Source organism: Acinetobacter sp. A1 (genome assembly GCF_012371315.1).
Taxonomy (GTDB): domain Bacteria; phylum Pseudomonadota; class Gammaproteobacteria; order Pseudomonadales; family Moraxellaceae; genus Acinetobacter.
Genome location: NZ_JAAZQY010000004.1, coordinates 24521 through 47454, shown reverse-complemented (window position 1 = coordinate 47454; position 22934 = coordinate 24521). Strand labels below are relative to the sequence as shown.

Here is a 22934-nt window from a genome sequence, read left to right as displayed (position 1 = left end):
GCGCGATGTTTTAAATACCGAGTCTGTGCATGTCTGAACTTCCTGTCACACCTAGCATTCAATTAAATACGCGTGGTTTGCGTTGCCCTGAACCTGTGATGATGTTGCATCAAGCCATTCGCAAGTCTAAATCGGGTGATGTAGTTGAGGTTTTTGCAACAGACAACTCTACGTCTTGGGATATTCCAAAATTTTGTATGCATTTAGGGCATGAGTTGTTATTGCAAGAAGAGCGCCTAGATGAGCAGGGCAATAAAGAGTTTCACTATTTAGTGAAAAAAGGTTAATGAAAAAGTATTCGCACTGAAACCGCCCATCATGAAATAACGATAACTATAAAAATAATGTGATCAATACAGGCATATTTCATTTGTTATTTGTGCAAATTGAAATATGCCTTTTGTGTTTTTGAACGTCCAAGACATCTTTATTTTTTTAATGATTCAAATATTGAACCCGCATCACAGCTCAAACTGAAAAATGCTGAAAGTATCCATTTCTTGCGTTAGGCATCGCACATTTTTGGGGATGCTTTTTAACTTTTATGCATTTTTTTAGCTTGCTGTGTGCTGGTGCAAAATTATGCGACGTTATGTGTAAGGTATAAAAAACCATTTGTAAAATGTGAACTTGAATTGTATTTTAGTTATTGATTTTTAACAAAATAATTTAAATTATTTTTTAATATATGGAAAAATTAGCCTATAATGCGATCAGTTTATTGAGTTCGATTGCAGAATATTTGGGGATAAAGGCTTTACCAAATCGGGTGAAGACAAGTTGGTGTTTACAGGCAATAACCAGTATTTGGGCGATTCGATTGTGCGCGGTGGCGTGCTGGAAATTAATGGCAATAATGGACCATCAAAATTTCAGTTGCATGCAGGTGAGCTAACCGGCTATGGCCGTATTGCAGATGTACAGCAAACTGGTGGCTGGCTGAATAATGAAGGCAATTTGACCATTACAGGCAATTATTCAATGCAAATTGCTGCAGACCAGCAGCAAAACGCTGGTTTTAAAGCACGTTTTGGAAATTTACTGACCGTCACGGGCACTGCAAATTTGGCAGGCACGCTAAATCTGTTTGATGAAGTACCGCTGGATCAACCGCTGATTACTGCACAAGGTTCACAAACTACGGTGCTTCGTGCACAGCAAGGGATACAACGTGAGTTCGATACGTATCGTTCTACCAATCCATTATTTGAACTGACCCAAGTCAGTTATCGTCCTGAACTGAATACAGCGGGTGAAGTGCTACGAGCAACAGATAGTTTAAAAACGGATGTGGTGATTACGGCAAAACGTAAATCGGCAGAAACCGTTGCAGCACTTGCTCCAGAGCTTGAAGGTCGTGAACAAGTTGCCCGTAACTTAGATGCTGTACTTGCTGGCCTAGACCAAAAACAGCAACTTACTACATTGGAAGATGCCGAAAAAGTATTTGCCAATCGATTATTCAATAATTTTGCACAGACCGTACGCTACAACAATGCTGAAAGCACTGTCTCTACGCAGGCGCTGAATCAGTTATTTCACCAATTTGATCCGAGTTTTTATGCCAACACAATTTTAAATGTGGCAGAGGAAAGCAGTCAGCAAGAACGTCAGTTTGCACAGCGTTTGGCAACTATGCAGCCGAAGCAGGTTTGGTTTTCGGGCGATTACCAAAGTTATGATATGGATTATGCGGGCTTAAATAGTGAGCGCCGTACCCATCACCAAGGCGCAGGTATTGCAACAAAACTGGCAGGCGTAACTTTGGCGGCTCAAGCAGATTTAAGTCAAATGGATTTAGCAGATCGTCTGAACATGGGAACGCAAAATCGTACCGAAAGTAAAGGTTATGCCCTGACTTTGGGGGCTGCGCAGCAATTTGGGTCTGATTTAAGTGTTGCGGCATGGTTAAAAGGTATGCATGTGAATGTGGATGCACAGCGCAGTCATGCACAAGCACAAAAAGTTGAGTTTGATGGACAAATGTATGCTGCAGGTTTGCGTTTAGATTATAGCTATCCACTCAACCAAAAAATGCAGATTCAACCGTATTTAGATGCATCGTTTCAGCATTATGCGCATGCAGATCAGACCAAGCATGACGTAGTCAATAGTTTAGATGACTTGGTGATGCAGCGCTGGAATTTAGGTGCGGGTGTACAGGCCAATTATTAGTTTAATCCCGCTTGGCAGTTGCAAGGTAGTTTGTACTATAGCCAGCCCATTCAGGAAAAAGCTTATTTAGATACACATTATGTAGGCACAACGGAGCAATTGAAGTTTGATGCTTGGCATGCCGATAAAGGCCAATATCATGCTGCTCTGGGGTCAAAAATTGATTTGGGGCAACATAGCTTTATCAATTTGAATTATGAATATAGTGGGCGCTCACACAGCGACAGTCATCGGGTACAGTTGGCGGTGACCACTCAATTCTAATAACAGTTTCAAGCATGGATGAGAGGCTTGAATTTTAATGAAAACAGCTCCGCAGATACATGTTGGGGCTGTTTTTATGCAGCTTAGCTTTAACAGCTAAGTCTGCGTGATCAATAGACCCTATTTAGATGATAAGGAATAGACTCTATTGAGCATAAAAAAGCAGTGCCAAGGCACTGCTTTTGAGTTTTTGAATTGCGATTCGTAATTACATATTTGGATAGTTTGGACCACCGCCACCTTCAGGTGTTACCCAAGTGATGTTCTGTGATGGGTCTTTAATGTCACAAGTCTTACAGTGCACACAGTTCGCTGCGTTAATCTGGAAGCGTTTTGAACCATCATCATTTTCCATGATTTCATAAACACCTGCAGGGCAGTAGCGTTGAGCTGGCTCATCCCATTTTGGTAAGTTCACGTTTACAGGAATGTCTGCATTGGTTAATTTCAAATGTGCAGGTTGGTTTTCTTCATGCACAGTATTGGATACAAACACCGAAGATAAACGGTCAAAGGTCAATTTGCCATCTGGTTTTGGATAATTCGGCTTAAAGCTCACTGCATCTACCGTTTTTAGTGCGCTAAAGTCAGGCACTAAATCATGCAGGGTAAATGGCACTTTAAATACGTTCTGATCGATGAAGTTAAACGCACCACCAAACCACTGACCAAATTTATGCATTGCAGGGCCAAAGTTACGTGCGTTGTATAACTCTTCTTTAAGCCAGCTGTTGTTGAATTTTTCTGTGTAGGCAGTCAATTCTTTAACAAAGAAATCTTCGCCTTCAGTGACACGGGCAATTGCTAAATCACCGCCTTTTGCGACACCCGCAGCAATCGCTTCAAATACCGCTTCACCGCAAAGCATGCCAGATTTCATGGCTGTGTGAGAGCCTTTGATTTTGGCAAAGTTTAAGAAGCCCGCATCATCACCAATTAAAGAACCACCAGGGAAAGTGAATTTTGGCAATGAGTTAAAGCCACCTTTAGTCACTGCACGCGCGCCATAAGAAATACGTTTACCACCTTCCAAATATTGCTTGATCAGTGGGTGAGTTTTCCAGCGTTGCATTTCCATAAATGGATACATGTGTGGGTTGGTATAAGACAAGTCCACAATCATACCCAAAGTCACTTGGTTGTTTTCTGCGTGGTATAACCACCAACCGCCAGAAGAACCCGTTTCACTTAATGGCCAGCCTGCACCGTGCATAACTAAGCCAGGTTTGTGCTTGGCAGGGTCAATTTCCCATAACTCTTTAATACCAATCCCGTAGTGTTGTGGGTCAGCATCTTTATCTAAATTGAATTGCTGGATTAAACGCTTACCTAAGTGACCACGGCAGCCTTCAGCAAAAATGGTGTATTTGGCATGCAACTCATAACCTGGAGTAAAGTTATGCGTTGGCTCGCCATCTTTAGCAATGCCCATGTCACCGGTTTGAATACCTTTTACCGTACCATCGGCATGATACAGAATTTCAGATGCCGCAAAGCCTGGGAAAATAGAAACTTCTAATTCTTCCGCTTTTTGACCTAACCAGCGCACCACGTTCCCTAAAGAGATCACGTAATTACCATCGTTATGCATGGTTTTTGGCACCATCCAATGCGGTGCTTCTTGCGCTTTTTCAGGTGACATTAAGAAGAAAGTTTTATCTTCAGTCACAGGCACATTTAAAGGTGCGCCTTCTTCTTTCCAGTTTGGGAATAACTCATTGATGGCACGTGGTTCAAGCACTGCCCCTGAAAGGATATGAGCACCAACTTCAGAGCCTTTTTCGACCACACAAACGGACAGATCATTTAAATTGTTTTCAATTGCAAGTTGACGAATTTTGATCGCGGCAGAAAGACCCGCAGGGCCTGCGCCTACGATTACAACGTCAAACTCCATCGATTCACGTTCGATGTGTTCCATGTAGGACTCCTCATATAATTGAAGGTGGCAACCGCAGAAACCAACGGTGCTGCCATGAGTATTTCTAGTTCCCAGACACAAATTTAATTATGTCTTTTACAGTATGGGCAAGTATTGTGAGCTAGTATAGTTTTAAACCGAGTCTTAGCCAATTGGCTGAATCGTATTATTTTTCCGTCAGTAAGGTACCGCAGCATGAAGCATGACGATAATTCAATCAAACCGACAGAAAATGTAGCTATGGCTGATAATAAAAACTTAATGGACATTGCACAATATATAAAAACTGGACAGTCAGGTCACAAAAGATCAATCCCACCTTTGGCACAATGGCATCCAAAGCATTGTGGTGCAATGGATTTAGTGGTAAAGGCCAACGGAGAATGGTGGCACGAAGGTCAATTGATCAAGCGTCAGGCACTAATAGATTTGTTTTCTAGCGTGCTGTGGAAAGAGCAGGACAAGTTTTATTTAAAAACACCTGTGGAACAAATTGAAATTCAGGTCGAAGACGAACCTTTATTTATTAATCAGGTCGATATTGTTCAGATTGCACAGCAAGACTACATTCAGCTCACCACAACCCATCAGGATATTGTGATTGTTGATGCCGAGCATCCTATTTTCATGCGTGAATATGCAGGTGAGCTGCGTCCTTATGTGCATGTGCGTTTTGGTATTAATGCCCTGATTCAGCGTGCGGCTTTTTTACATTTGGTGGAATTGGGCGAGCTGAGTGAAAATGCGCAGGGCGAAACGATTTTATCGTTGAAAAGTGGTGATTTGCACTTGCATTTAAGCAGCTGAGGTTTAAGCTTTATTCATCCCATTTTGTATTGCTGACCGCTTGCTATGACAGCCATTCATCCTGTTTCTCCCTTAAATCAAGCCATGCCAAAAGCACAAGCCAGTGCGCCAATTGGTATTTTTGATTCGGGCATAGGAGGCTTGTCAGTTGCCATTGAAATTGCAGAATATTTGCCCAATGAGCGCATCCTTTATTATGCCGATACTGCACATGTGCCGTATGGCCCACGTGATGATCAAAATATTCGGGAACTGACGGCTGCCGCCATTGAATGGTTGTATCGTCAAGGCTGTAAAGTTGCGGTGGTGGCATGCAATACAGCCTCTGCATTCAGTCTGGACTATTTGCGTGAACACTATGGGGAAGATTTTCCCATTATTGGTTTGGTACCTGCTTTAAAGCCTGCCGTATTACACAGCCAATCAAAGACTGTGGCAGTTTTGGCAACGCCTGCAACTTTTCGTGGGCAATTGATTAAAGATGTGATGCAGCGTTTTGCCATTCCTGCGCAGGTGCAAGTCCTGAATGTGACCAATCTGGATTTGGTGCCATTTGTAGAACAAGGCGCACAAATGAGTGAAGCTTGCTTGAGTTCATTAAAGCAGAGTCTGCAACCTGTGGTCGATCAGGGTGCAGACTATTTGGTGCTCGGTTGTACGCATTATCCTTTTTTAAAACCTGCAATTGAGTCTATTTTTGGTCAGAAACTGACATTAATTGACTCAGGAATAGCAGTTGCACGTCAAACTTCCCGCATTTTGATTAAAAATGAGTTATTATTTGAACAGTGTTTGACAGATTCTTTACAAATTGCGTGTTATGTCAGCGGGAACAATGCAGAACAATTAAAACCCGTCTTGCAACATCTTATTCCAAAAAATATTTCTTGGAGTATCGCAAATGTGGATGCTGACAACTGACTTTATGACAATTTTTATCATTGGGGATATGCAGGACACGTAAACGGTTCGTGACGTGTAATGTGTAACGGAGAAGGGGAAACCAATGCTCGATAAGCGCTATCAGGTCTTTATCTCGACTTCTGGGGCAGATATGCAGCCAGAACGGGTGATCTTGGCTCAAACATTGGTGGGAATGGGTTTTTTTTCGTGGGGATTAGAGCAACGCACCCCACTCAGTACCGCTTTTGCACGTCGTCAAATTGATGATTGCGATTATGTGGTGATATTACTGGGCAGCCAATATGGTGAGCAATCGGTATCGGGCGTGGGTTACATGCATTTAGAATATATCTATGCCGTGACCAAACAAAAACCGATTGTGGTTTTTATGCATGAAGATCCAGATTCAAGAGATCCATCGTTACATGATGAAAAGCCTGAACTGCGTGAAAAATTTAAAGAATTTCGCAAATTGCTACAGCAAGGGGTTGATCAGGTCTTTAGCTACCGAACCATGCGTGATTTAGAGTTGGCTGTTCGTTTTAACATGTCGCAAATGTTGGAGCGTTATCCGACCACAGGTTGGGTGCGTCCACAAAATACGCAAGCCTTGCATGATGAAATTGAGTGTTTAAAGAATAAATTAAGACAATTAGAAACTGAAATTGGTAAGCGTGAAGAAGACCCATTTTTAAACTTACCCAAAGTGTCTATGCATGAGCCTTATCGGTTTGAATATCGTATGCATGCCTATCAGGATGGTAATTTTAAAGAATTAAAGATTGAAAAAAGTCTAACTTGGGCGCAGTTGCTTGCTGTGCTTGGCAGCACTTTTATTCACCCGACACCTGAAGAATATTTTTCTAAACGCATGAATGAATATTTAAATGAAACGGGGCTGGATGATGCACGTCGGATCATGCCACGTGTACATGCGGTTGCTCGTTCGCAAATTAATATTCGGGCTTTGCACAATATTAAAATGCAAATGCGTCAGAATGACTGGATTGTGCAAGCAGGCCGCGATGACCGACAACGGATGCTCTGGCAAACCACCCTGAAAGCGCAAAAGTTGTTAGAGAGTAATTTGCTAGATCAGGTCCAAGCAAAGACACCGTATTAATCTATCAATCAGTGCTCAAAAAACTGTTAAAGTAGCGGGGTTCGATCAGTAGACAAGAGGGCTGAATGTTGCCTACAGCAAAACCCAAAGTAACCGTTCTTTTAGCCAATTTAGGTACGCCTGATGAACCTACTGCAAGTGCAGTACGCCGTTTTTTAAAGCAGTTTTTGTCTGATCAGCGCGTGATTGAAATCCCTAAACCGATTTGGCAAATTATTTTAGGTTTATTCATTTTGCCGTTTCGCCCCAAACGTGTTGCGCATGCGTATGCCATGGTATGGCAGCAAGATTCACCCATGCGGGAAATTTTGCTGCAACAGGTTGCGGCTTTAAAGCAACAGTTGGCATCACAGTATCCAGAGATTGAATTAGATATTGTGCCTGTGATGACCTATGGCAATCCAGGGATTCAGCAAGCGTTAGCACGTTTGAGTCAAAACCCGCCTGATCATGTGATTTTATTTCCGCTGTTCCCGCAGTATTCAGCTACATCCACTGCGCCTTTGTACGATGCCGTTGCTCACTGGATTCCGAAGCAACGTAATTTACCTGGGCTGTCGATCATTCGTGATTATTATCAGCATCCTTTATATATACAGGCTTTGGCACAAAGTGTACGTGACTTTCAGGCCGAACATGGTGTGGCAGAAAAATTGTTGATGTCATTTCATGGCATTCCACAACCCTATGCAGATAAGGGCGACCCTTATGCCGAGCGTTGCCGTATCACTGCGCAATTGGTTGCCGATGCATTGAATTTAAATGAACAGCAATGGGCAATCAGTTTCCAGTCACGTTTTGGCAAGCAGGAATGGGTTAAGCCCTATACGGATGTTTTGTTAGAAGAGTGGGGGCAGCAGGGGGTGAAATCTGTGCAGATCATGAGCCCTGCTTTTTCTGCAGATTGTCTGGAAACCCTAGAAGAATTAGCGATTCAAAATTCAGAGCTGTTTTTGCAGGCAGGTGGAGAGCAATACGCCTATATTCCTGCCTTAAATACCCGTGCCGATCATTTGGATTTGCTCAATCATTTACTTCAGGCTAATCTTGAGGCTTTAAAGCTTCAGCTCGCCCATTAAATTTTGAGGTCTAGACCTATGTTGCAAGTCAAAATTGTTCCTGTAACTGCATTTCAACAAAACTGCTCAATTGTTTGGGATGCTGAAACCAAAGAAGCAGTTTTGATTGATGCGGGTGGTGAACCTGAAAAATTAAAATCCGAAGTAGAAGCTTTGGGTTTAACCGTAAAAGCCTTATGGCTAACGCATGGACATTTAGACCATGCTGGTGCAGTGGGTGCTTTGCAACATCACTGGAATGTTCCTGTGATTGGTCCACAGAAAGAAGATGCATTTTGGTTAGATCAGTTGCAAGAAGTGTCTGCGCGTTATGGTTTTCCTATTCCTGAACAAGTCACTGTGAGCCAATGGTTAGACGGTGGTGAAGTACTACAACTTGGTGAAGAAAGTTTTGAAGTACGCTATGCCCCAGGACATACTCCAGGTCATGTGATGTTCTATAACGCCAAATATGGCATTTTGTGGACGGGTGATGTGTTGTTTAAGGGTTCTATTGGTCGTACAGATTTTCCGCGCGGTAATCATCAACAATTATTAGATTCAATTCAGCGTGAGTGTTTCAGTTTACCAGATGACACCCAGTTTATTTCAGGTCATGGGCCAATCAGCACCATTGGTTTTGAAAAACAGCATAACCCGTTTGTAGCAGGGCAAGCAGGTTAAAAGCAGTGTGTATTTATGCTTTAAGAAAAAGTCAGCAGTCGCTGACTTTTTTATTTGCGAAAGGGATTATTCAGCATTTGTTTGCTTTCAATTGCAAACAGCATGGTGAAAATTGTCAGTAATATGCCTATGCACAGCATAAGTAAATCATGCGCATACAGTCCAAAGCCTAAACTGCTGGTAGAGAGTAAAATACACAGCATTACAATTCCTTTTAACATGATTTCCATGGTGAGATGTTCCTAGGTTATTTTTTGCTTTCTTTATTGTTATGTGCAGTGACGGAGTCACGAACAGTGCAAAGTATAACCTGTGCTATTTCTGCTGAAAGCAATTATAGAACAACTAAGTTTTGAGCAATTTTTCTAAAAATGTGAAAAATTCCATGAAACTGCGTGTAGTTTTAGGCAATATTTGGCGTGGTAATTTATTGCTTATTCTTCAGAATTTTCTGCTTGAGGCGCATCCTGCGTTGGCAGTCTGTATTCATCATTTGCCCATGCACCTAAATCAATGAGCTTGCAACGTTCGGAACAAAAAGGACGAAATGGATTATTTTCCCATTGCGAAGGTTTGCCACAACGTGGGCAAGGAAAAGAGCGTGGCATGATCAACTCCAAATGAAAAATGCAGGATTGGATTAGGCAAATAGCACCTGACTTGGTAGACTTGTGCCGAATTTTGTAAGTTTGATCTGATTATGCCAATTCGTCAATTTCAAGCACAGCGTATGCATGCCCCTCGTGATTTTCAAGCCATTGCCAATGAATCGGTTTGTGTAGAAATTGGGGCAGGAAAAGGTAAACACGCCCTATTGTTTAGCGGGCAGCATCCTGAGCACAAGTTGATTGCAATTGAGCGCACCCGTGAAAAATTTTTGGCGATGCAAAAACAGCATCAGCTTGAAGGTCAGCAGAACTTACAGATTGTTCATGCCGATGCGATTCCATGGATTGTGCATGCTTTATTCCCTGCACAAGTGGCACAGTTCTTTATTCTTTATCCGAACCCAGAACCGCATAACGCGACGCAGCGTTGGTTGAATATGCCGTTTTTTGAGTTTTTACTGTCACGCCTACAAACAGGCGGCAGTATTACTTTGGTCAGTAATATTCCTGAATATATCGCAGAAGCACAGCAGCAGTTGATTGAGGTGTGGAAACTGCCGTTTATTCAGCAAGATGTACCTGCGGATTCGGCACGCACCCATTTTGAAATTAAATATTTAGCCCGTGGCGAGCGTTGTCAGGAATTGCGTATCACTAAGCCAGCAGGTTATCAAACTCGTTTTGATGACTTTCAGCCTTTACAGGGGCAGCAGCCAGTTTTAATGCCTGCTGAAACAGTTGAAACAAAATCTTCCGCAGATTCAAGCTTAGTTGCTGAGTAAACAGGCATGAAACAGCGCATTGCAATTATTGGTGCAGGCCCTGCAGGCTTAATGGCTGCTGAAGTACTGAGCCAGTATGCCTATGAGGTGCATGTCTATGAGCAAAAACCTTCGGCAGCACGTAAGTTTTTGATGGCAGGCAAAACGGGTCTAAATATTTCACATGCCGAACCAGTTGCACAATTTATTCAGCGTTATGATCAGGCTGAATGGTTGGCGCCATGGATTCAACAATGGGATGCCACGTGGATTCAAAACTGGATGCAGGGTTTAGGTATTCAATCCTATGTAGGTTCATCGGGGCGGATTTTTCCACAAGAAATGAAAGCAGCCCCTTTACTGCGTGCTTGGTTAAAGCGTTTAGCCGATGCAAGTGTGCAATTTCATTATCGACATCAGGTGTGTGATTTAAAACACAATCAACTCAGTATTTTAAATTTAACTACGGCACAGACTGAGCAGCAGCAGTTTGCTGCAATTGTAATGGCATGCGGTGCGGTATCTTGGTCAAAACTGGGTAGCGATGGTGCATGGCAGCGTTGGTTGTCTGCCAATGAAATTCAGCCTTTTCAGGCCAGCAATGCTGGGGTGGAATGTCATTGGTCAAACTATATGCAGCCTGTATTGGGGCAGCCTTTAAAACGTGTGCAGGCATGGGTGGAAGGTACTGAGCCGAGCATGGGCGATATTGTGATCAGCCATTATGGTTTGGAAAGTGGCCTAATTTATAAGCAGGGGCGTGCGCTGCGACAGTTACAGCAAGCACAGCAACCAATGCAGTTATATCTAGATTTATTACCCGATTTAAGCATTGAGCAACTCAGTCAAAAGTTACAACCTTCTAAAAAACAGTCGTTAAGCAATGTATGGCGCAAGGCGGGGCTGGATGCCGCAAAGGCTGCGATTGTACGTGAACTGGTGGATAAAACACTTTGGCAACAACCGCAACGATTGGCGCAGCAGATTAAAAAACTAAAAGTGTCTTTAACAGGCTTTCGGCCGATTGAAGAAGCAATTAGCTGTGCGGGTGGGGTGAAGCGTGAGGTATTGTCGCCACAATTACAGTTAAATTCTAATCCTCAAGTTTTCCTTTGTGGTGAAATACTGGATTGGGATGCTCCGACAGGTGGTTATTTGCTGACAGCCTGTTTTGCCACTGGCCGTGCTGCTGCTGAAGGGGTACATCAGTATTTACAGCAGCATCCCTAAAATGCATTATTCATCAAGCTGAGGATATTGCTCACGCCAATGTTCGAGTTGTTGCTGTGCTTGCAATAAATCTTGCAAACCTTGCTGGCGCTGTTCTGCACGGATTGGATAAGCTGCTGTAGACGTTTGGCTACTTAGATAAGCTGCTTGTTGTTCCCAATAATTGCTCATCAAACCTTGAATATAGCGCCCTTGAGGGGTTTTTAAATCTAAGTCTTTCAGCATGGCTAAGGCAGATTGCATATTGTCATGCAAGCGGCTTTGTGCAAAGGCCGCATCAAGTTGCTTGGCTTCATGCAAGCGTTCCAATTCATCTAACATATCTTCACTCATTTGTTCATGGCGCTGTTCATAATCGCTCAGCAATTGAATGTCATGCGGGTCATCTGTGGTCATTTCAAAGGGCTGAATCGCAGCCTGTTCGACCTGATTTTGCATGATTTGATCTTCAGGGCTGAGTTGGTCGGCATGCTCAACATTTTTTTGTTCGCAGGCAGTTAGGCCAAAAGCCAGACCGATCAGTATGGGAGCAAGGATGTGTTTGAAAGTAATCTGCATTGAAATGTGCTCCATTTTCGGTTGATTTTTATGGCTTGGTTTTTACCCAATTTTTTGATAGATAAACACATGGGTACAATAAGGAAATTCAATTGTATCTTGCGCATGTAGTCCGGTGTATTCCAGTATCAATTGTTCAAATTGTGTTTTGAGTTGTTGTTGCTGAGCGGCAGGCATTGCAGCGATAAAACTGGTCGAGAGTAGACGCTTGGAAACCACTTGCTCGACTGTGCCAACATGCCTGTGGTGAAATTGCTGTTCGTGGCAAAGTTGGAATAAATCTGTATCTGCAAAGACCTGACGCCAGTCTTGATTGTGAAAGCGTGGTGTATCGCCCTCAAAAGGGAGAATCATTTCTGCGAGGGCATTGACCCAATTCACTAAAATATCACGCTGATTCCAGATGAGTAACAAGTGAGCTTGAGGTTTTAAGATACGATGAATTTCCTTTAAACTTTGTAGATTGGCAAACCAATGAAAAGATTGTGCGCAGCTGACTAAATCAGCACATTGGGTAGGCAAGGGCAATTGCTCACTTCGTGCCTGAACGGTTGCAACTTGTGGGTAAAGTTGGCGTAATTCAGTTAACATGCTAGCAATGGGTTCAACTGCTGTAAGCTGCGTTGTTAGTTTGAGCAAATGCGGCAGGAACTTTCCTGTGCCAGAACCCAAGTCTACAATATGGCTATTGGGTAGAACTTTGAGCTGATCTTGCAGGAAAGTATCGACTTCTTGCGGGTAACTGGGGCGAACTTGTTGGTATAGGCTTGCACCAGAACCAAAGCCTTGTTGTGCGGCAGGATGTAGAGATTGTGTCATATTTTGCGATTTTTAATCTGCTGTGCATCTATAAAATAACATATTCACTTTTGAACTTGCGTAACGTGTATTCAAGTTTAAAGTAACGGTTTAATTCAGCGCCTTGGCGCCGGTGTGGGAATGGACAAACACATAATTTTTGAAGACGGACATATCCGCGCTATTTTCATGAAAGGCTCATCTCAGGAGCTGATTTTTTCTTTTGGCGATTTAATCACTCGTGCCAAAGGAACGTCTATTAACGCCGAAAAATCACTGGAAAAGTTTCATTTTAATGTGATTGGGGTGATGCCAAAGGAAAAATCATGGTTTCCTGAAGCATCTATGCGTGCCATGTTGGCAGCCATTCAAGAGCTCATTGCCCCGTTTAAAGTCCGTGTCGGCTATGGCGGCTCTATGGGAGGCTATGCGGCAATTAAGTATTCTAATTTACTGGATTTAAACCGCATTGTGGCTTTGGTGCCGCAGTACTCGATTGACCCTGAAGATATTCACGACGCACGCTACAATATGTTTTACCATGCCGATGTGAATGCCAATATGCGTATTCAAGCGCAGGATGTATCGGCACAGCGTGAATATATTGTGGTTTATGACCAATACTATCCAGAAGATCGTGGGCATTATTTAAAAATACAGCCATTAATTCCGCATTTACATACCTTGCATTTGCCATTTACAGGGCATGATGCGATTGCGATTTTGGCTAACTCAGAATTATTAAATGACTTTTTGACCCATCCTTTTGATGCGCCGTTTTTTTACCAAAAAATTCGCAAGGTGAAAAAGAACAGTAAGTTTTACTACCGTAAAGTGATTGAAAATGTCTTACCGAATCACCGTTGGTCTTTAGGTCGTATTTTAAAATACAACAATTTACAGCTAGACAGTAATTTCTTTGATGCCAAGCTGAAACAAAACCTGATTCGTTCTTTATTGAGCAATAAACAGGTCGATCAGCACGACCTAAACAAATTGGGTCTGCAAATCCAGTTACCGTATGAAAATCGGAATGTATTGCTCGATCATTTTGGTCATGGTTTGGTGTTTAACATCATCAGCCAAAAAATTGAGAGCTATGCAGCAAATGCAATTGCCTTAAACCATAAATTTTTGATTCCGATTTATGCCAAAGGCAGTGGCTTGGTACAAATTTATCTAAACGATGAGCGCTACTTAATTAGTATGAATGATCGTCATGTCATGAAATTATGCAAAGAGCAAGATGCGCTTGCGGCAGGCATGCATCCCTTAATACTGAAAAAATATAGCGACTATTTTGTCTTGAGTTATAAGGATTTAAACCTGAGCAGCGATGAGTTTGGCGGCAACGACTTTGTAGAAGATTTACCAGATACTGCCAAATTTACTCTAGAACTTGAACAGTAGTCTGCAAAGTTTTAAAGCCTTAATTTCTATGGTTTAAATTTTAGACACTTGTATTGTTTTGCCATTGGGCTAAGATGGTCTTGAAACCTTGTTTTATTGATCATTCCAAGGGTAGTGTGTATGACCAAGTTGTTAATGCCTGCTGTGCTTGTTTTATTGTTCAGTTTAATTGTATCTGCAACGGCTTTTGTCGATGCGCCAGAGCCTAAAGCCTATTTATTCTTTGCTTTAGCTGTGTTGGTATTACTTGGGCTTAGCCTATATGTGTTCCGACAAATACAAAACTCTATTCGTTTTCACATGAATAAGCCTGCAGAATAATTGCAGGCTTTTTTATAATTTTAAAGCAAATCATCAATCCAATATTTTTATAGTTTAATCACTTTAATTTCTTCTTCAGATTCGTCACTTGGGGCAGCCTGAGTCTGTGCTTCCTGTGTCGGTGGCGTTGTAGTGGTTGGCACAGGCGTTACATTCTGTGATGGTGTGCTTAATGGCGCTTGATAGATCGGCACGGCTTGATCACTTTGCCCTGTAATCACTTCTTTGGTTTCCTGAATTTTATTGTTGACCTGACCCGCCAGTTGCTGCCCTGTTTGCTTGGCTTGCGCTGTACCCTGACTGCCCAAAGTTTTGGCATTGTCTAAAGCCTGATGTGCCGATGGGCGAATTTTCTCAATGCCTTTTTCTGTTACTTCACCCACTTTTTGTGCAGCCTGAATCACACCTTCCTGAGTTTTATAAGCCCAGACATGTAATAAATTCGGGTTGTCTGCATATGGGCGAATCGGTTTGTGGCTTTGATTGTCTTGTGTAGGTTCAGAACTGTTTTGTGCATATACAGCAGCACTGCTGAGCAATAATCCAATGGCAATACCGAAACTGATTTTATTCATGTGTTGGCCTCTTTAAATACGCAGTGTGGTGGCTACTGAAAGCTTGAATGTAGATGAGAGTTCTTGGCAGTACTCATCTTAAAATTACAACCTTCACGCGCTATGTGGTGATGTTGTTGAGGATTGTATAAAGAATACATGACAAATACTGTTTGCTTCTCGCAAGTTTAATTGTCTTTCGGGTGACGATTAAGCATGCGTTTGAATCATTTGGTGTTTCTAAGTGCAATTTATGCAGATCATAAGCAGAGCATAAATAGAAAGACCCACAATAATTTGTGGGTCTTGTTACTCTGGAGAGTTTTAAAGCAGGGCAGTATTGGACTGCACTGCATGATTATCATAATTTGAAATATCTGAAGATGGCGGGTTTGTGTTAAAAGTCACACAATCTTGCTACATCAGGATACATTCAGTTTCGTTTTAAATTAGTTGCATTGTGCAAGTGCATCTTTATGAAAGTGACTGCGCAAGGTAATGAAGTTTTTTTGTACCGTAGCATCGTGCAAGTCAAAGTGCTGTGCAGTGCTGGTGCCGTCTTGGGCAAAAGTTGCAGAACCTGCTGAAATTAAAGTGTTGTCTTTAAATGCCCATTGCTCGATTGAGCGACCTGCCTTGAGTGTACCTGTAAATTCAATAACGCATTTATCAATAAATTTAGTGAGTTTTGCACTGTTGTTTACGGTGTCTGGGTAAACTTCAATGTTTTTCACTTCTTGTAAAACACCTGCTGTGAGCTGCGGAATAATAGGTGCAGAGGTACACGCACTAAGAGAAAGGCAAGTTAAACCCGATAAGATGAGTGTTTTAAGTTTCATAAGCTTGTTTTCTTGTTGAGTGTTGTTAGGTTGAGTATAGGGAACTGATATTAAGTTTTCTAGAAATAATTATTTCTCGATAACTGTAAAATTGACGTCTTCATTGTTTAGCTTAATCAGTATTCTCTCTCCTTTCAATGTCGGTTCAAATTTAAGTAAGAAAAGGCCACTGTTAAGAACTAAATCGTGAAGATTTTTAAATCCATATTCGAGTTTGATCTTTTTGTTTGAATCAGGGAATTTTTTTAAAATGATTGCTGCGATGGTTGTAAGAGAAACCCACCCATTATTTTTATGGTTATTTTCAATTTGAGTCTTAATTTCTTGGTAGATTTCATCTACTGGAAAAATAAAATGTGTTTTGAATAAGTTGGATTTTAAGTATGAAATTTGAGCATCTATTCCTGTTTGTGCAGTTAAACAATATTGCTCGAATTGATCTAAAAAGGGTTTATGTTTTTTCTCTAATAATAATAAAAAGTCTATAGCATTATGGCATTCATCAAGCACTGATAAGTTAAACTTTTCTTGAAAGTGATGTGTTATGAAATTACGATCTGCAACAAACTCTTGTAATTGAGAGCTTAGTTGCTGATAACTACATTCGCATAAATTAAATTCTACTCTCATATCAATACGAGTAGAATTTTCAACATTGTTTGCAATTGAGTTTTCATCTTGCTGTGTACGAATGAAAAGAGAACTCAAAGCTTTAGAGCTCAATCCACCTAATGTGTGATTATTGACTAATGGTTCTATGATTAAAGGAGCTGAGTTTTTTTCAAAGCTGATAGACCGATTGAGTTTCAATAAAGACTTTAATCGCATTTCTACGGTTTGGAAGCGAATAAGTTGCTTTCCAAGTAATATAAAGATTTTATCTCGGCATTCTTCTATATTTTGCATAATAAATTTTATTAAAAAACCCCACTATCAAAATAGCGGGGTTTCTTTTATTTTACAAGCAATTAAGACTTTAGTGCTGCAACACACTTACATCTGCAACACGTGTAAATAAGCCACGTAACTGTGCCAGTAAGCGTAAACGGTTGGCTTTGAGTTCAGCATCATCCGCCATGACCATCACGTTATCAAAGAACGCATCTACTGGCGCACGTAATGCTGCCAATTGAGAAAGTGCAGTGGTGTAATCTTTTGCTGCCAATAATGGCTCAACCACAGGTGTGATTTTTGCAAGTTCAGCGAATAATGCTTTTTCTTCATCTTCCACCAAGTTTGCTTCAACCACAGCACCTTCAGGCGTAGCTTCTTTTGCTAAAATATTGGCAACACGCTTGTTTGCAGCCGCCAATGCAGCAGCTTCAGGCAAGGCACGGAAGTGATTGACTGCATTCACACGCTTATCAAAATCAAGTGGAGATTTTGGTGATAAAGCTTGAACAGCTTGAATCACATCTACCGCAACGCCTTGGTCTTCGTATTTAGCACGGTAACGGCCTTCAAGGAATGCAACAGCATCTGCCAAAGTCTTGTCGTGATCTTTCAAGACATCGCCATAAGCAGTCAAAGCCAGCTTAATTAAGTCTTCAATTGAAACATCTAAACCGTTTTCGGTCACAAGGCGTAAAATACCAATGGCAGAACGACGCAATGCAAATGGGTCTTTAGAACCCGTAGGCGCTTGACCAATACCAAAAATACCCGTGAGCGTGTCTAAACGGTCTGCAAGGGCAATGGTCGTGCCTGTTTTGGTTTTTGGAAGAACATCGCCAGCGAATTTAGGTAAGTATTGTTCACCCAATGCTTCTGCAACTTCGTTATTTTCACCTTCAAGACGTGCGTAATAAGTTCCCGCAATCCCTTGTAGTTCTGGGAATTCACCCACAAGCTCAGACGTTAAGTCACATTTTGCAAGCAAAGCAGCTTTTTCAGCATCCTGCGGATTTGTACCTGTAATTGGTGCTAAAGCAACAGCCAATTTGGCAATACGTTCAGACTTGTTCCAAAGTGTGCCCAATTGCGCTTGGAAAACCATGTTGGCCAATTTTTCTTTGCGTGATGCAAGTGGTTGCTTTTGGTCTTGCAAAAAGAAGAACTCTGCATCTGATAGACGCGGACGAACCACTTTCTCGTTACCTTCAATAATTTGAGTCGGATCTTTAGACTCAATATTTGAAACGGTAATGAAGTAAGGCTGTAATTTGTTTTCAGCATTTACCAGACAGAAATACTTCTGGTTGTCCTGCATCGTAGTGATCAGCGCTTCTTGAGGAACGGCAAGGAAGCGTTCTTCGAAGCTGGCACGTAAAGCTACAGGCCATTCAACAAGAGCCGTTACTTCGTCACGCAGATCAGCAGGAACAATGGCAATCGCATTCACTTCATCAGCCAGTGCTTTGACTTGCTGGTCGATGATCGCCTGACGTTCTTCAAAAGAAGCAATGACTTTGGCCGCACGTAACGCATCTAAATAGTCATTGGCGTGTTGTAGTGTGATTGCTTCAGGGGCATGGAAGCGGTGACCATAGGTTACATTCGCTGCCTGATGATCTTGAATCGTGGCTTCAACCACGGTGTTGTCTTTAAGCAACACCACCCATTTAACAGGACGCACAAATTCAGTACGGCTTGCGGCAGAGCGCATACGTTTTGCGATTGGCAGGTTGTCCAACGCAGTTTGTAGAATTTGTGGCAATAATGCATCAAGGCTTTGACCTTTCACATCTTTTAAATAGCAGACTTTTTCAACTTTACCCGCTTGGAAAGTAGAGACCTGATCAACCGTAATACCTTGACCACGCATAAAGCCTTCAAGCGCTTTGGTCGGTTTGCCTTCGGCATCATAGGCAGCTTGCACAGCAGGGCCGTCAAAACGTTTTTGGGTGTCTGCTTGCGCACCATCTACATTGACAATTTTAAGTGCCAAGCGACGTGGCGCTGCATAAGCTTCGATCGAATCGAGCGCAAGGCCTGCTTCTTTTAAACCTTTTTCAGTTTCTGCTAGTAAGGCATCGCGTAAGGTTTTTAAGCTTTTCGGTGGGAGTTCTTCGCAACCGAGTTCAAATAAAACTGTATGTTTAGACATTATTTGCTTTCCTCAGTATTTTGCGCTTTAGCTTCCGCTTCAACTTGTGCTTTTAACTGCGCCAAGACTTCATCACGTAAATGCGGTTCAGCCATTGGGAAACCTAGTTTTGCTCGTGCGGCTACATAACTTTGAGCAATAGAACGTGCCAAGGTGCGTACACGTAAAATATAACGCTGACGCTCAGTCACAGAAATTGCACCACGCGCATCGAGCAAGTTAAAGCAGTGAGATGCTTTAATCACTTGTTCATACGCAGGTAATGGTAATTCTGCGGCAATTAAACGGCTCGCTTCTACTTCATAGAAGTCAAACAGTTCAAACATTTTATCAACAGGCGCATATTCAAAGTTATAGGTCGATTGTTCAACTTCGTTTTGATGGAACACATCACCATAAGTGACTGTACCAAATTGGCCTTTGGTCCAAACCAAGTCATAAACCGAATCTACACCTTGTAGGTACATTGCCAAACGCTCAAGACCATAAGTGATTTCACCCGTTACTGGGTAGCATTCAACACCACCGACTTGTTGGAAGTAGGTAAACTGAGTCACTTCCATGCCGTTTAACCAAACTTCCCAGCCCAAGCCCCAAGCACCTAATGTTGGAGATTCCCAGTTGTCTTCTACAAAGCGGATGTCATGCACCAATGGGTCAATCCCAATGGCTTTTAAAGAATCCAAATATAATTGTTGGATGTTGTCTGGGTTTGGTTTAAGCACCACTTGGAATTGATAGTAGTGTTGCAAGCGGTTCGGGTTTTCACCATAACGACCATCTTTAGGACGACGTGACGGTTGCACGTATGCTGCATTCCAGGTTTCAGGCCCTAAAGCACGTAGGAAGGTTGCGGTGTGGAATGTCCCTGCACCCATTTCCATATCATAAGGTTGTAAAACGACGCAGCCTTGCTCCGCCCAGTAGTTTTGTAAGGCAAGAATTAAGCCTTGAAAGGTATCAATATGCGATATGGCGCGACTCATGGTCATCCACTTAAAATTAGAGAAAAATTGTGCTCAATTATAAGGATTTTGCGGGGTGCTGGCAAAGGTTAAAGCATAAAAGCATGTGGTCTGAGTCGGTTTTACAAATTCACTGATAAATGAAAGATGTAAAACAAATACACCTTATTGCGTGATTGTCTTATAATCTTGGCAAATGTTCGCCACAGGATTGTCCCCGTGTTTCATTCACAACTAGACTGGCTAAATACGCTTAAACCAAATTTCAAAGTTTTACCTTTGAAAGAAAGGTTGCTGTGTGGGTTGGGGGCGTTGCTGGGTTTAGCACTATCTTCACTGATCAGTTGGTGGGTGTTGGGCGATATTAATGCGTGGTATATCGCACCGATGGGAGCGTCTTCAGTCTTGCTTTTTGCTGTGCCTGCCAGCCCTTTGGCGCAACCATGGAATATTGTGGTAGGGAACAGTATTGCGGCGGTGTTAGGGGTCAGTTGTGCTTTATCTCTACCCAATTTAACCGAAGCTTTTAGTGTGGCTGTGGCATTGTCTATCTTTTTAATGATGACTACAGACTCTTTACATCCACCAAGTGGGGCAGTCGCGATTACTGCAGTACTGGGCGGAGAGGCTGTACGTGAATTAGGTTATCATTTTGTTTTTTATCCTGTTTTACTCAATTCTGTACTGTTGATGCTCATTGCAATTGCATTTAACCGCATGATTGGCAAACCATACCCACAAAAACCACAATTGAATACACGTTCTCAAAACCCGACACCGACCCAAAAAGCCACCATTCAGCCGCAAGATATTCAGGATGTGTTAGATGAACAAACTCAGCTTTTGGATATTAGTGAATATGATCTGCAAAAAATTATTTTAGAGGCGCAGTCCAAAGCCAGTGAGCGACAAACTCAAGCGCTGACGTGTGCCGATATTATGAGTAAAGATGTACTGACTTTGCATCAAGATGAAGATATTCACAGCGCATTGGAAAAGTTTAAACAGATGAATTTAATGAGCCTGCCTGTGGTGGATGATGCACAGCATTTGGTCGGAACTTTGGCATTGTATGAAGTGGTGGAATGGTTTAAACATGTGACCGATTTGCCTTATCGCTGGCAGCATCAAGTTAAACATATTATGTTGCGACAGGTCGTTACGGTACAACCACAACAAAGTATTCAGGATTTGGTCCCTTATTTTGTTGAGCGTTCTTTTAATTATATTCCTGTGGTTGAGCAACAGCGTTTAGTAGGTATGATCAGCCGTGCCGATATGATTGCAGTATTGAATCAGCAAGTTGTAGAAAAGTAGTTTCGATTCATACTCAAACCCATGCCTTTGCTACAAGCTAGAAAAATTTTTGTTGTGAAAACATTGTTGTGAAAACAACAGGCAAAAAAAAGCTACGATGCTTGGGGGAGCAATCGTAGCGAAAAAGAAATTCAAACGTATTTCAATCTGATGATATAAATGCGGTCAGTCAGTAAAATTTCAAGACCGTTTATCGGTCTTGATCTGAATGAACGGTACGCACAGGTCTTGAATAGCCTTGAGTTGGATTTTGCATATTGGACAGATTCTGTTTTGGCATTACCAACCACAATACCAAATACACCAAAATGCCTGGAAAGGCAGCGCTCATCACTGACACGATCACAAAAATTAAACGCAATAAGTTTGCATTCCAACCAAAACGTTCAGCAATACCACCCATGACCCCAGCAATCATATTTGAGCGGTTCGAGCGATATAAACCAACATTGGCCATTCAGTTCTCCTTGAGAGATCAATGAAATAGAAAACACATTCGTAAAAATCAACATCTACTAATGATGTTTTGCTTGAATCACGAATGCTTAATATAAAAATGGTGTTGTTGTTGAATTTTTAAAGTATCTAGTCGCAAGCAATTGGTAAAGTTATGTAACTTAAGGTGTTGATTAAAGCAGCATCCCCCTAAAATATTCATTAGAAGTCGGCAGTAGTTTGAGATGAAAGTTCAACATCAAGGAATGAGTTGAGCATAGATTCAACGTTGCCTACAGATGATTTGAGTACGACGAAAAGCTTCAATTTTTTAAGGGAATGTGTGTCATTGGCTAAATCATATATGTGTGTAGTCTCTGTACTGAGCGGAATGCTATTACTAGGATGTGATGGATCACAACTTGAGCAAGCTGCTGTGCAAAATTATTCAGAACCTGTCGAAACTAAACGGTTGACTGAGGTGGCAGGGCAGGCAACTGCGCCCATTCAAGTGAGTGAGCAACAAGAGACACGTAAAATTCCTGAAGCACATCATACCTATGTGGGACGCTATTCCATTCAAGTTAGCTGTACAGATAAATTTGTGATGTGTGAGCAGGGCACGGTAGATTATATTTTGACTTTATTGCCCGATGGGACAGCACATCGTATTTTTGTGAATGCTGGAAAAATCAGTTACGACACTGAAAAGAAGTACCGCAAAGACTTTTGGTTTTATGATGAACAAAATCATCAGATTGTGGTGGCACGTTCCACTGGGGTGAATTTTTATTACAATGTTGACCATGAAAATAACTTAATCATGGATCGAAATAAAATTGCGATTGCGACTGAAAATAATCGTGAATACTTCAAAACCCATCCATTGCCTTCGCAGAACTATCACTTAATTAAATCAAGCTAAGAATTAGCGATACGATGATTTAACGGACTGTATTATTTGAGTCGATGAATAAACCATGAGTTGTTTGGGCTTGTGGTTTTTTTATGGGCGTGTGAAAGCTAGAAAAGAACAAATGTCTTTTTTGAGTTGAATATTTGAAGAGGTATTTGAGAATGAATGGTGGGTCGTCCGCGATTCGAACGCGGGACCAACGGATTAAAAGTCCGCTGCTCTACCGACTGAGCTAACGACC

Annotated in this window: 25 protein-coding genes; 14 read left to right on the top strand and 11 right to left on the bottom strand. The window is 41.9% G+C overall.

Features of this window, described 5'->3' with window-relative positions; genetic code table 11:
• The first annotated feature begins 29 nt into the window (after nt 1–29).
• The 3 genes from tusA to HHA41_RS02475 all read left to right on the top strand — a co-directional run bounded on the left by tusA (nt 30) and on the right by HHA41_RS02475 (nt 2439).
• The gene (gene tusA, locus HHA41_RS02485; protein WP_004975955.1) at nt 30–287 is read left to right on the top strand and encodes a sulfurtransferase TusA; all 258 of its coding nucleotides are present in this window, start codon (nt 30–32) and stop codon (nt 285–287) included.
• A 433-nt stretch (nt 288–720) separates the two neighbouring features.
• Nucleotides 721–2175 carry an autotransporter domain-containing protein gene (locus HHA41_RS13225; protein ID WP_354667268.1) on the top strand — a complete coding sequence of 485 codons (1455 nt, stop codon included), beginning with the start codon at nt 721–723 and terminating at the stop codon, nt 2173–2175.
• Nucleotides 2176–2205: 30 nt separating this feature from the next.
• A complete protein-coding gene (locus HHA41_RS02475; RefSeq protein WP_168460398.1) occupies nt 2206–2439 on the top strand; it encodes a hypothetical protein in 234 nt (77 codons plus the stop codon).
• A gap of 208 nt (nt 2440–2647) precedes the next feature.
• On the opposite strand, the gene HHA41_RS02470 is transcribed toward HHA41_RS02475, so the two are convergent.
• Entirely contained in the window at nt 2648–4360 is a 1713-nt protein-coding gene (locus tag HHA41_RS02470) for an electron transfer flavoprotein-ubiquinone oxidoreductase (protein ID WP_168460396.1), read from the bottom strand.
• 195 nt (nt 4361–4555) lie between these two features.
• Here HHA41_RS02470 and HHA41_RS02465 point away from each other — a divergent pair, with 195 nt between their 5' ends.
• The 5 genes from HHA41_RS02465 (at nt 4556) to HHA41_RS02445 (ending at nt 8935) form a co-directional block, all read left to right on the top strand.
• Nucleotides 4556–5167 carry a DUF1285 domain-containing protein gene (locus tag HHA41_RS02465; RefSeq protein WP_168460395.1) on the top strand — a complete coding sequence of 204 codons (612 nt, stop codon included), beginning with the start codon at nt 4556–4558 and terminating at the stop codon, nt 5165–5167.
• Between the two features lie 45 nt (nt 5168–5212).
• On the top strand, nt 5213–6088 hold the full coding sequence (gene murI, locus HHA41_RS02460) for a glutamate racemase (RefSeq protein ID WP_168460393.1): 876 nt from the start codon (nt 5213–5215) through the stop codon (nt 6086–6088).
• Nucleotides 6089–6173: 85 nt separating this feature from the next.
• Entirely contained in the window at nt 6174–7193 is a 1020-nt protein-coding gene (locus HHA41_RS02455) for a DUF4062 domain-containing protein (RefSeq protein ID WP_168460392.1), read from the top strand.
• A gap of 65 nt (nt 7194–7258) precedes the next feature.
• A complete protein-coding gene (gene hemH / locus HHA41_RS02450) occupies nt 7259–8272 on the top strand; it encodes a ferrochelatase (protein WP_168460391.1) in 1014 nt (337 codons plus the stop codon).
• 18 nt (nt 8273–8290) lie between these two features.
• Nucleotides 8291–8935, top strand: coding sequence for an MBL fold metallo-hydrolase (locus HHA41_RS02445; RefSeq protein WP_168460389.1), 645 nt, complete (start codon nt 8291–8293; stop codon nt 8933–8935).
• A 50-nt stretch (nt 8936–8985) separates the two neighbouring features.
• On the opposite strand, the gene HHA41_RS02440 is transcribed toward HHA41_RS02445, so the two are convergent.
• Complete coding sequence (locus HHA41_RS02440; protein WP_004975984.1) at nt 8986–9165, bottom strand: hypothetical protein; 180 nt, start codon at nt 9163–9165, stop codon at nt 8986–8988.
• Between the two features lie 204 nt (nt 9166–9369).
• Nucleotides 9370–9543, bottom strand: coding sequence for a DNA gyrase inhibitor YacG (locus tag HHA41_RS02435; RefSeq protein WP_104852987.1), 174 nt, complete (start codon nt 9541–9543; stop codon nt 9370–9372).
• A gap of 86 nt (nt 9544–9629) precedes the next feature.
• Here HHA41_RS02435 and HHA41_RS02430 point away from each other — a divergent pair, with 86 nt between their 5' ends.
• Entirely contained in the window at nt 9630–10325 is a 696-nt protein-coding gene (locus HHA41_RS02430; RefSeq protein ID WP_228284139.1) for a tRNA (guanine-N(7)-)-methyltransferase, read from the top strand.
• A gap of 6 nt (nt 10326–10331) precedes the next feature.
• A complete protein-coding gene (locus tag HHA41_RS02425) occupies nt 10332–11534 on the top strand; it encodes a TIGR03862 family flavoprotein (protein WP_168460387.1) in 1203 nt (400 codons plus the stop codon).
• A 6-nt stretch (nt 11535–11540) separates the two neighbouring features.
• On the opposite strand, the gene HHA41_RS02420 is transcribed toward HHA41_RS02425, so the two are convergent.
• Nucleotides 11541–12092 (bottom strand): hypothetical protein, encoded by a 552-nt coding sequence (locus HHA41_RS02420; protein ID WP_168460385.1) that lies wholly within the window; start codon nt 12090–12092, stop codon nt 11541–11543.
• Between the two features lie 42 nt (nt 12093–12134).
• Nucleotides 12135–12911 carry a class I SAM-dependent methyltransferase gene (locus HHA41_RS02415; RefSeq protein ID WP_168460383.1) on the bottom strand — a complete coding sequence of 259 codons (777 nt, stop codon included), beginning with the start codon at nt 12909–12911 and terminating at the stop codon, nt 12135–12137.
• A gap of 120 nt (nt 12912–13031) precedes the next feature.
• Here HHA41_RS02415 and HHA41_RS02410 point away from each other — a divergent pair, with 120 nt between their 5' ends.
• Complete coding sequence (locus tag HHA41_RS02410; RefSeq protein WP_168460381.1) at nt 13032–14300, top strand: hypothetical protein; 1269 nt, start codon at nt 13032–13034, stop codon at nt 14298–14300.
• Nucleotides 14301–14420: 120 nt separating this feature from the next.
• Nucleotides 14421–14621: a hypothetical protein gene (locus HHA41_RS02405; RefSeq protein ID WP_168460379.1), complete on the top strand. Its 201-nt coding sequence runs from the start codon at nt 14421–14423 to the stop codon at nt 14619–14621.
• Between the two features lie 47 nt (nt 14622–14668).
• Here the strand turns inward: HHA41_RS02405 and HHA41_RS02400 are convergent, their stop codons facing one another.
• From HHA41_RS02400 to glyQ, 5 genes are all read right to left on the bottom strand, one after another.
• Entirely contained in the window at nt 14669–15196 is a 528-nt protein-coding gene (locus tag HHA41_RS02400; protein WP_168460377.1) for a hypothetical protein, read from the bottom strand.
• 428 nt (nt 15197–15624) lie between these two features.
• The gene (locus HHA41_RS02395) at nt 15625–16014 is read right to left on the bottom strand and encodes a hypothetical protein (RefSeq protein ID WP_168460375.1); all 390 of its coding nucleotides are present in this window, start codon (nt 16012–16014) and stop codon (nt 15625–15627) included.
• A 69-nt stretch (nt 16015–16083) separates the two neighbouring features.
• Complete coding sequence (locus HHA41_RS02390; RefSeq protein WP_168460373.1) at nt 16084–16920, bottom strand: hypothetical protein; 837 nt, start codon at nt 16918–16920, stop codon at nt 16084–16086.
• 70 nt (nt 16921–16990) lie between these two features.
• Nucleotides 16991–19060, bottom strand: a complete 2070-nt coding sequence (gene glyS, locus HHA41_RS02385; protein ID WP_168460371.1) for a glycine--tRNA ligase subunit beta — start codon at nt 19058–19060, stop codon at nt 16991–16993.
• Nucleotides 19060–20046, bottom strand: a complete 987-nt coding sequence (gene glyQ, locus HHA41_RS02380; protein WP_019836027.1) for a glycine--tRNA ligase subunit alpha — start codon at nt 20044–20046, stop codon at nt 19060–19062. The genes glyS and glyQ overlap by 1 nt, the downstream gene beginning before the upstream one ends.
• A gap of 198 nt (nt 20047–20244) precedes the next feature.
• Between glyQ and HHA41_RS02375 the strand changes: the two genes are divergently transcribed.
• On the top strand, nt 20245–21342 hold the full coding sequence (locus HHA41_RS02375; RefSeq protein ID WP_168460369.1) for an HPP family protein: 1098 nt from the start codon (nt 20245–20247) through the stop codon (nt 21340–21342).
• A gap of 190 nt (nt 21343–21532) precedes the next feature.
• Here HHA41_RS02375 and HHA41_RS02370 read toward each other — a convergent pair whose 3' ends face one another.
• Nucleotides 21533–21799, bottom strand: a complete 267-nt coding sequence (locus HHA41_RS02370; RefSeq protein WP_168460367.1) for a PspC domain-containing protein — start codon at nt 21797–21799, stop codon at nt 21533–21535.
• A 369-nt stretch (nt 21800–22168) separates the two neighbouring features.
• Between HHA41_RS02370 and HHA41_RS02365 the strand changes: the two genes are divergently transcribed.
• On the top strand, nt 22169–22702 hold the full coding sequence (locus HHA41_RS02365) for a hypothetical protein (RefSeq protein WP_168460365.1): 534 nt from the start codon (nt 22169–22171) through the stop codon (nt 22700–22702).
• Nucleotides 22703–22934 lie beyond the last annotated feature (232 nt).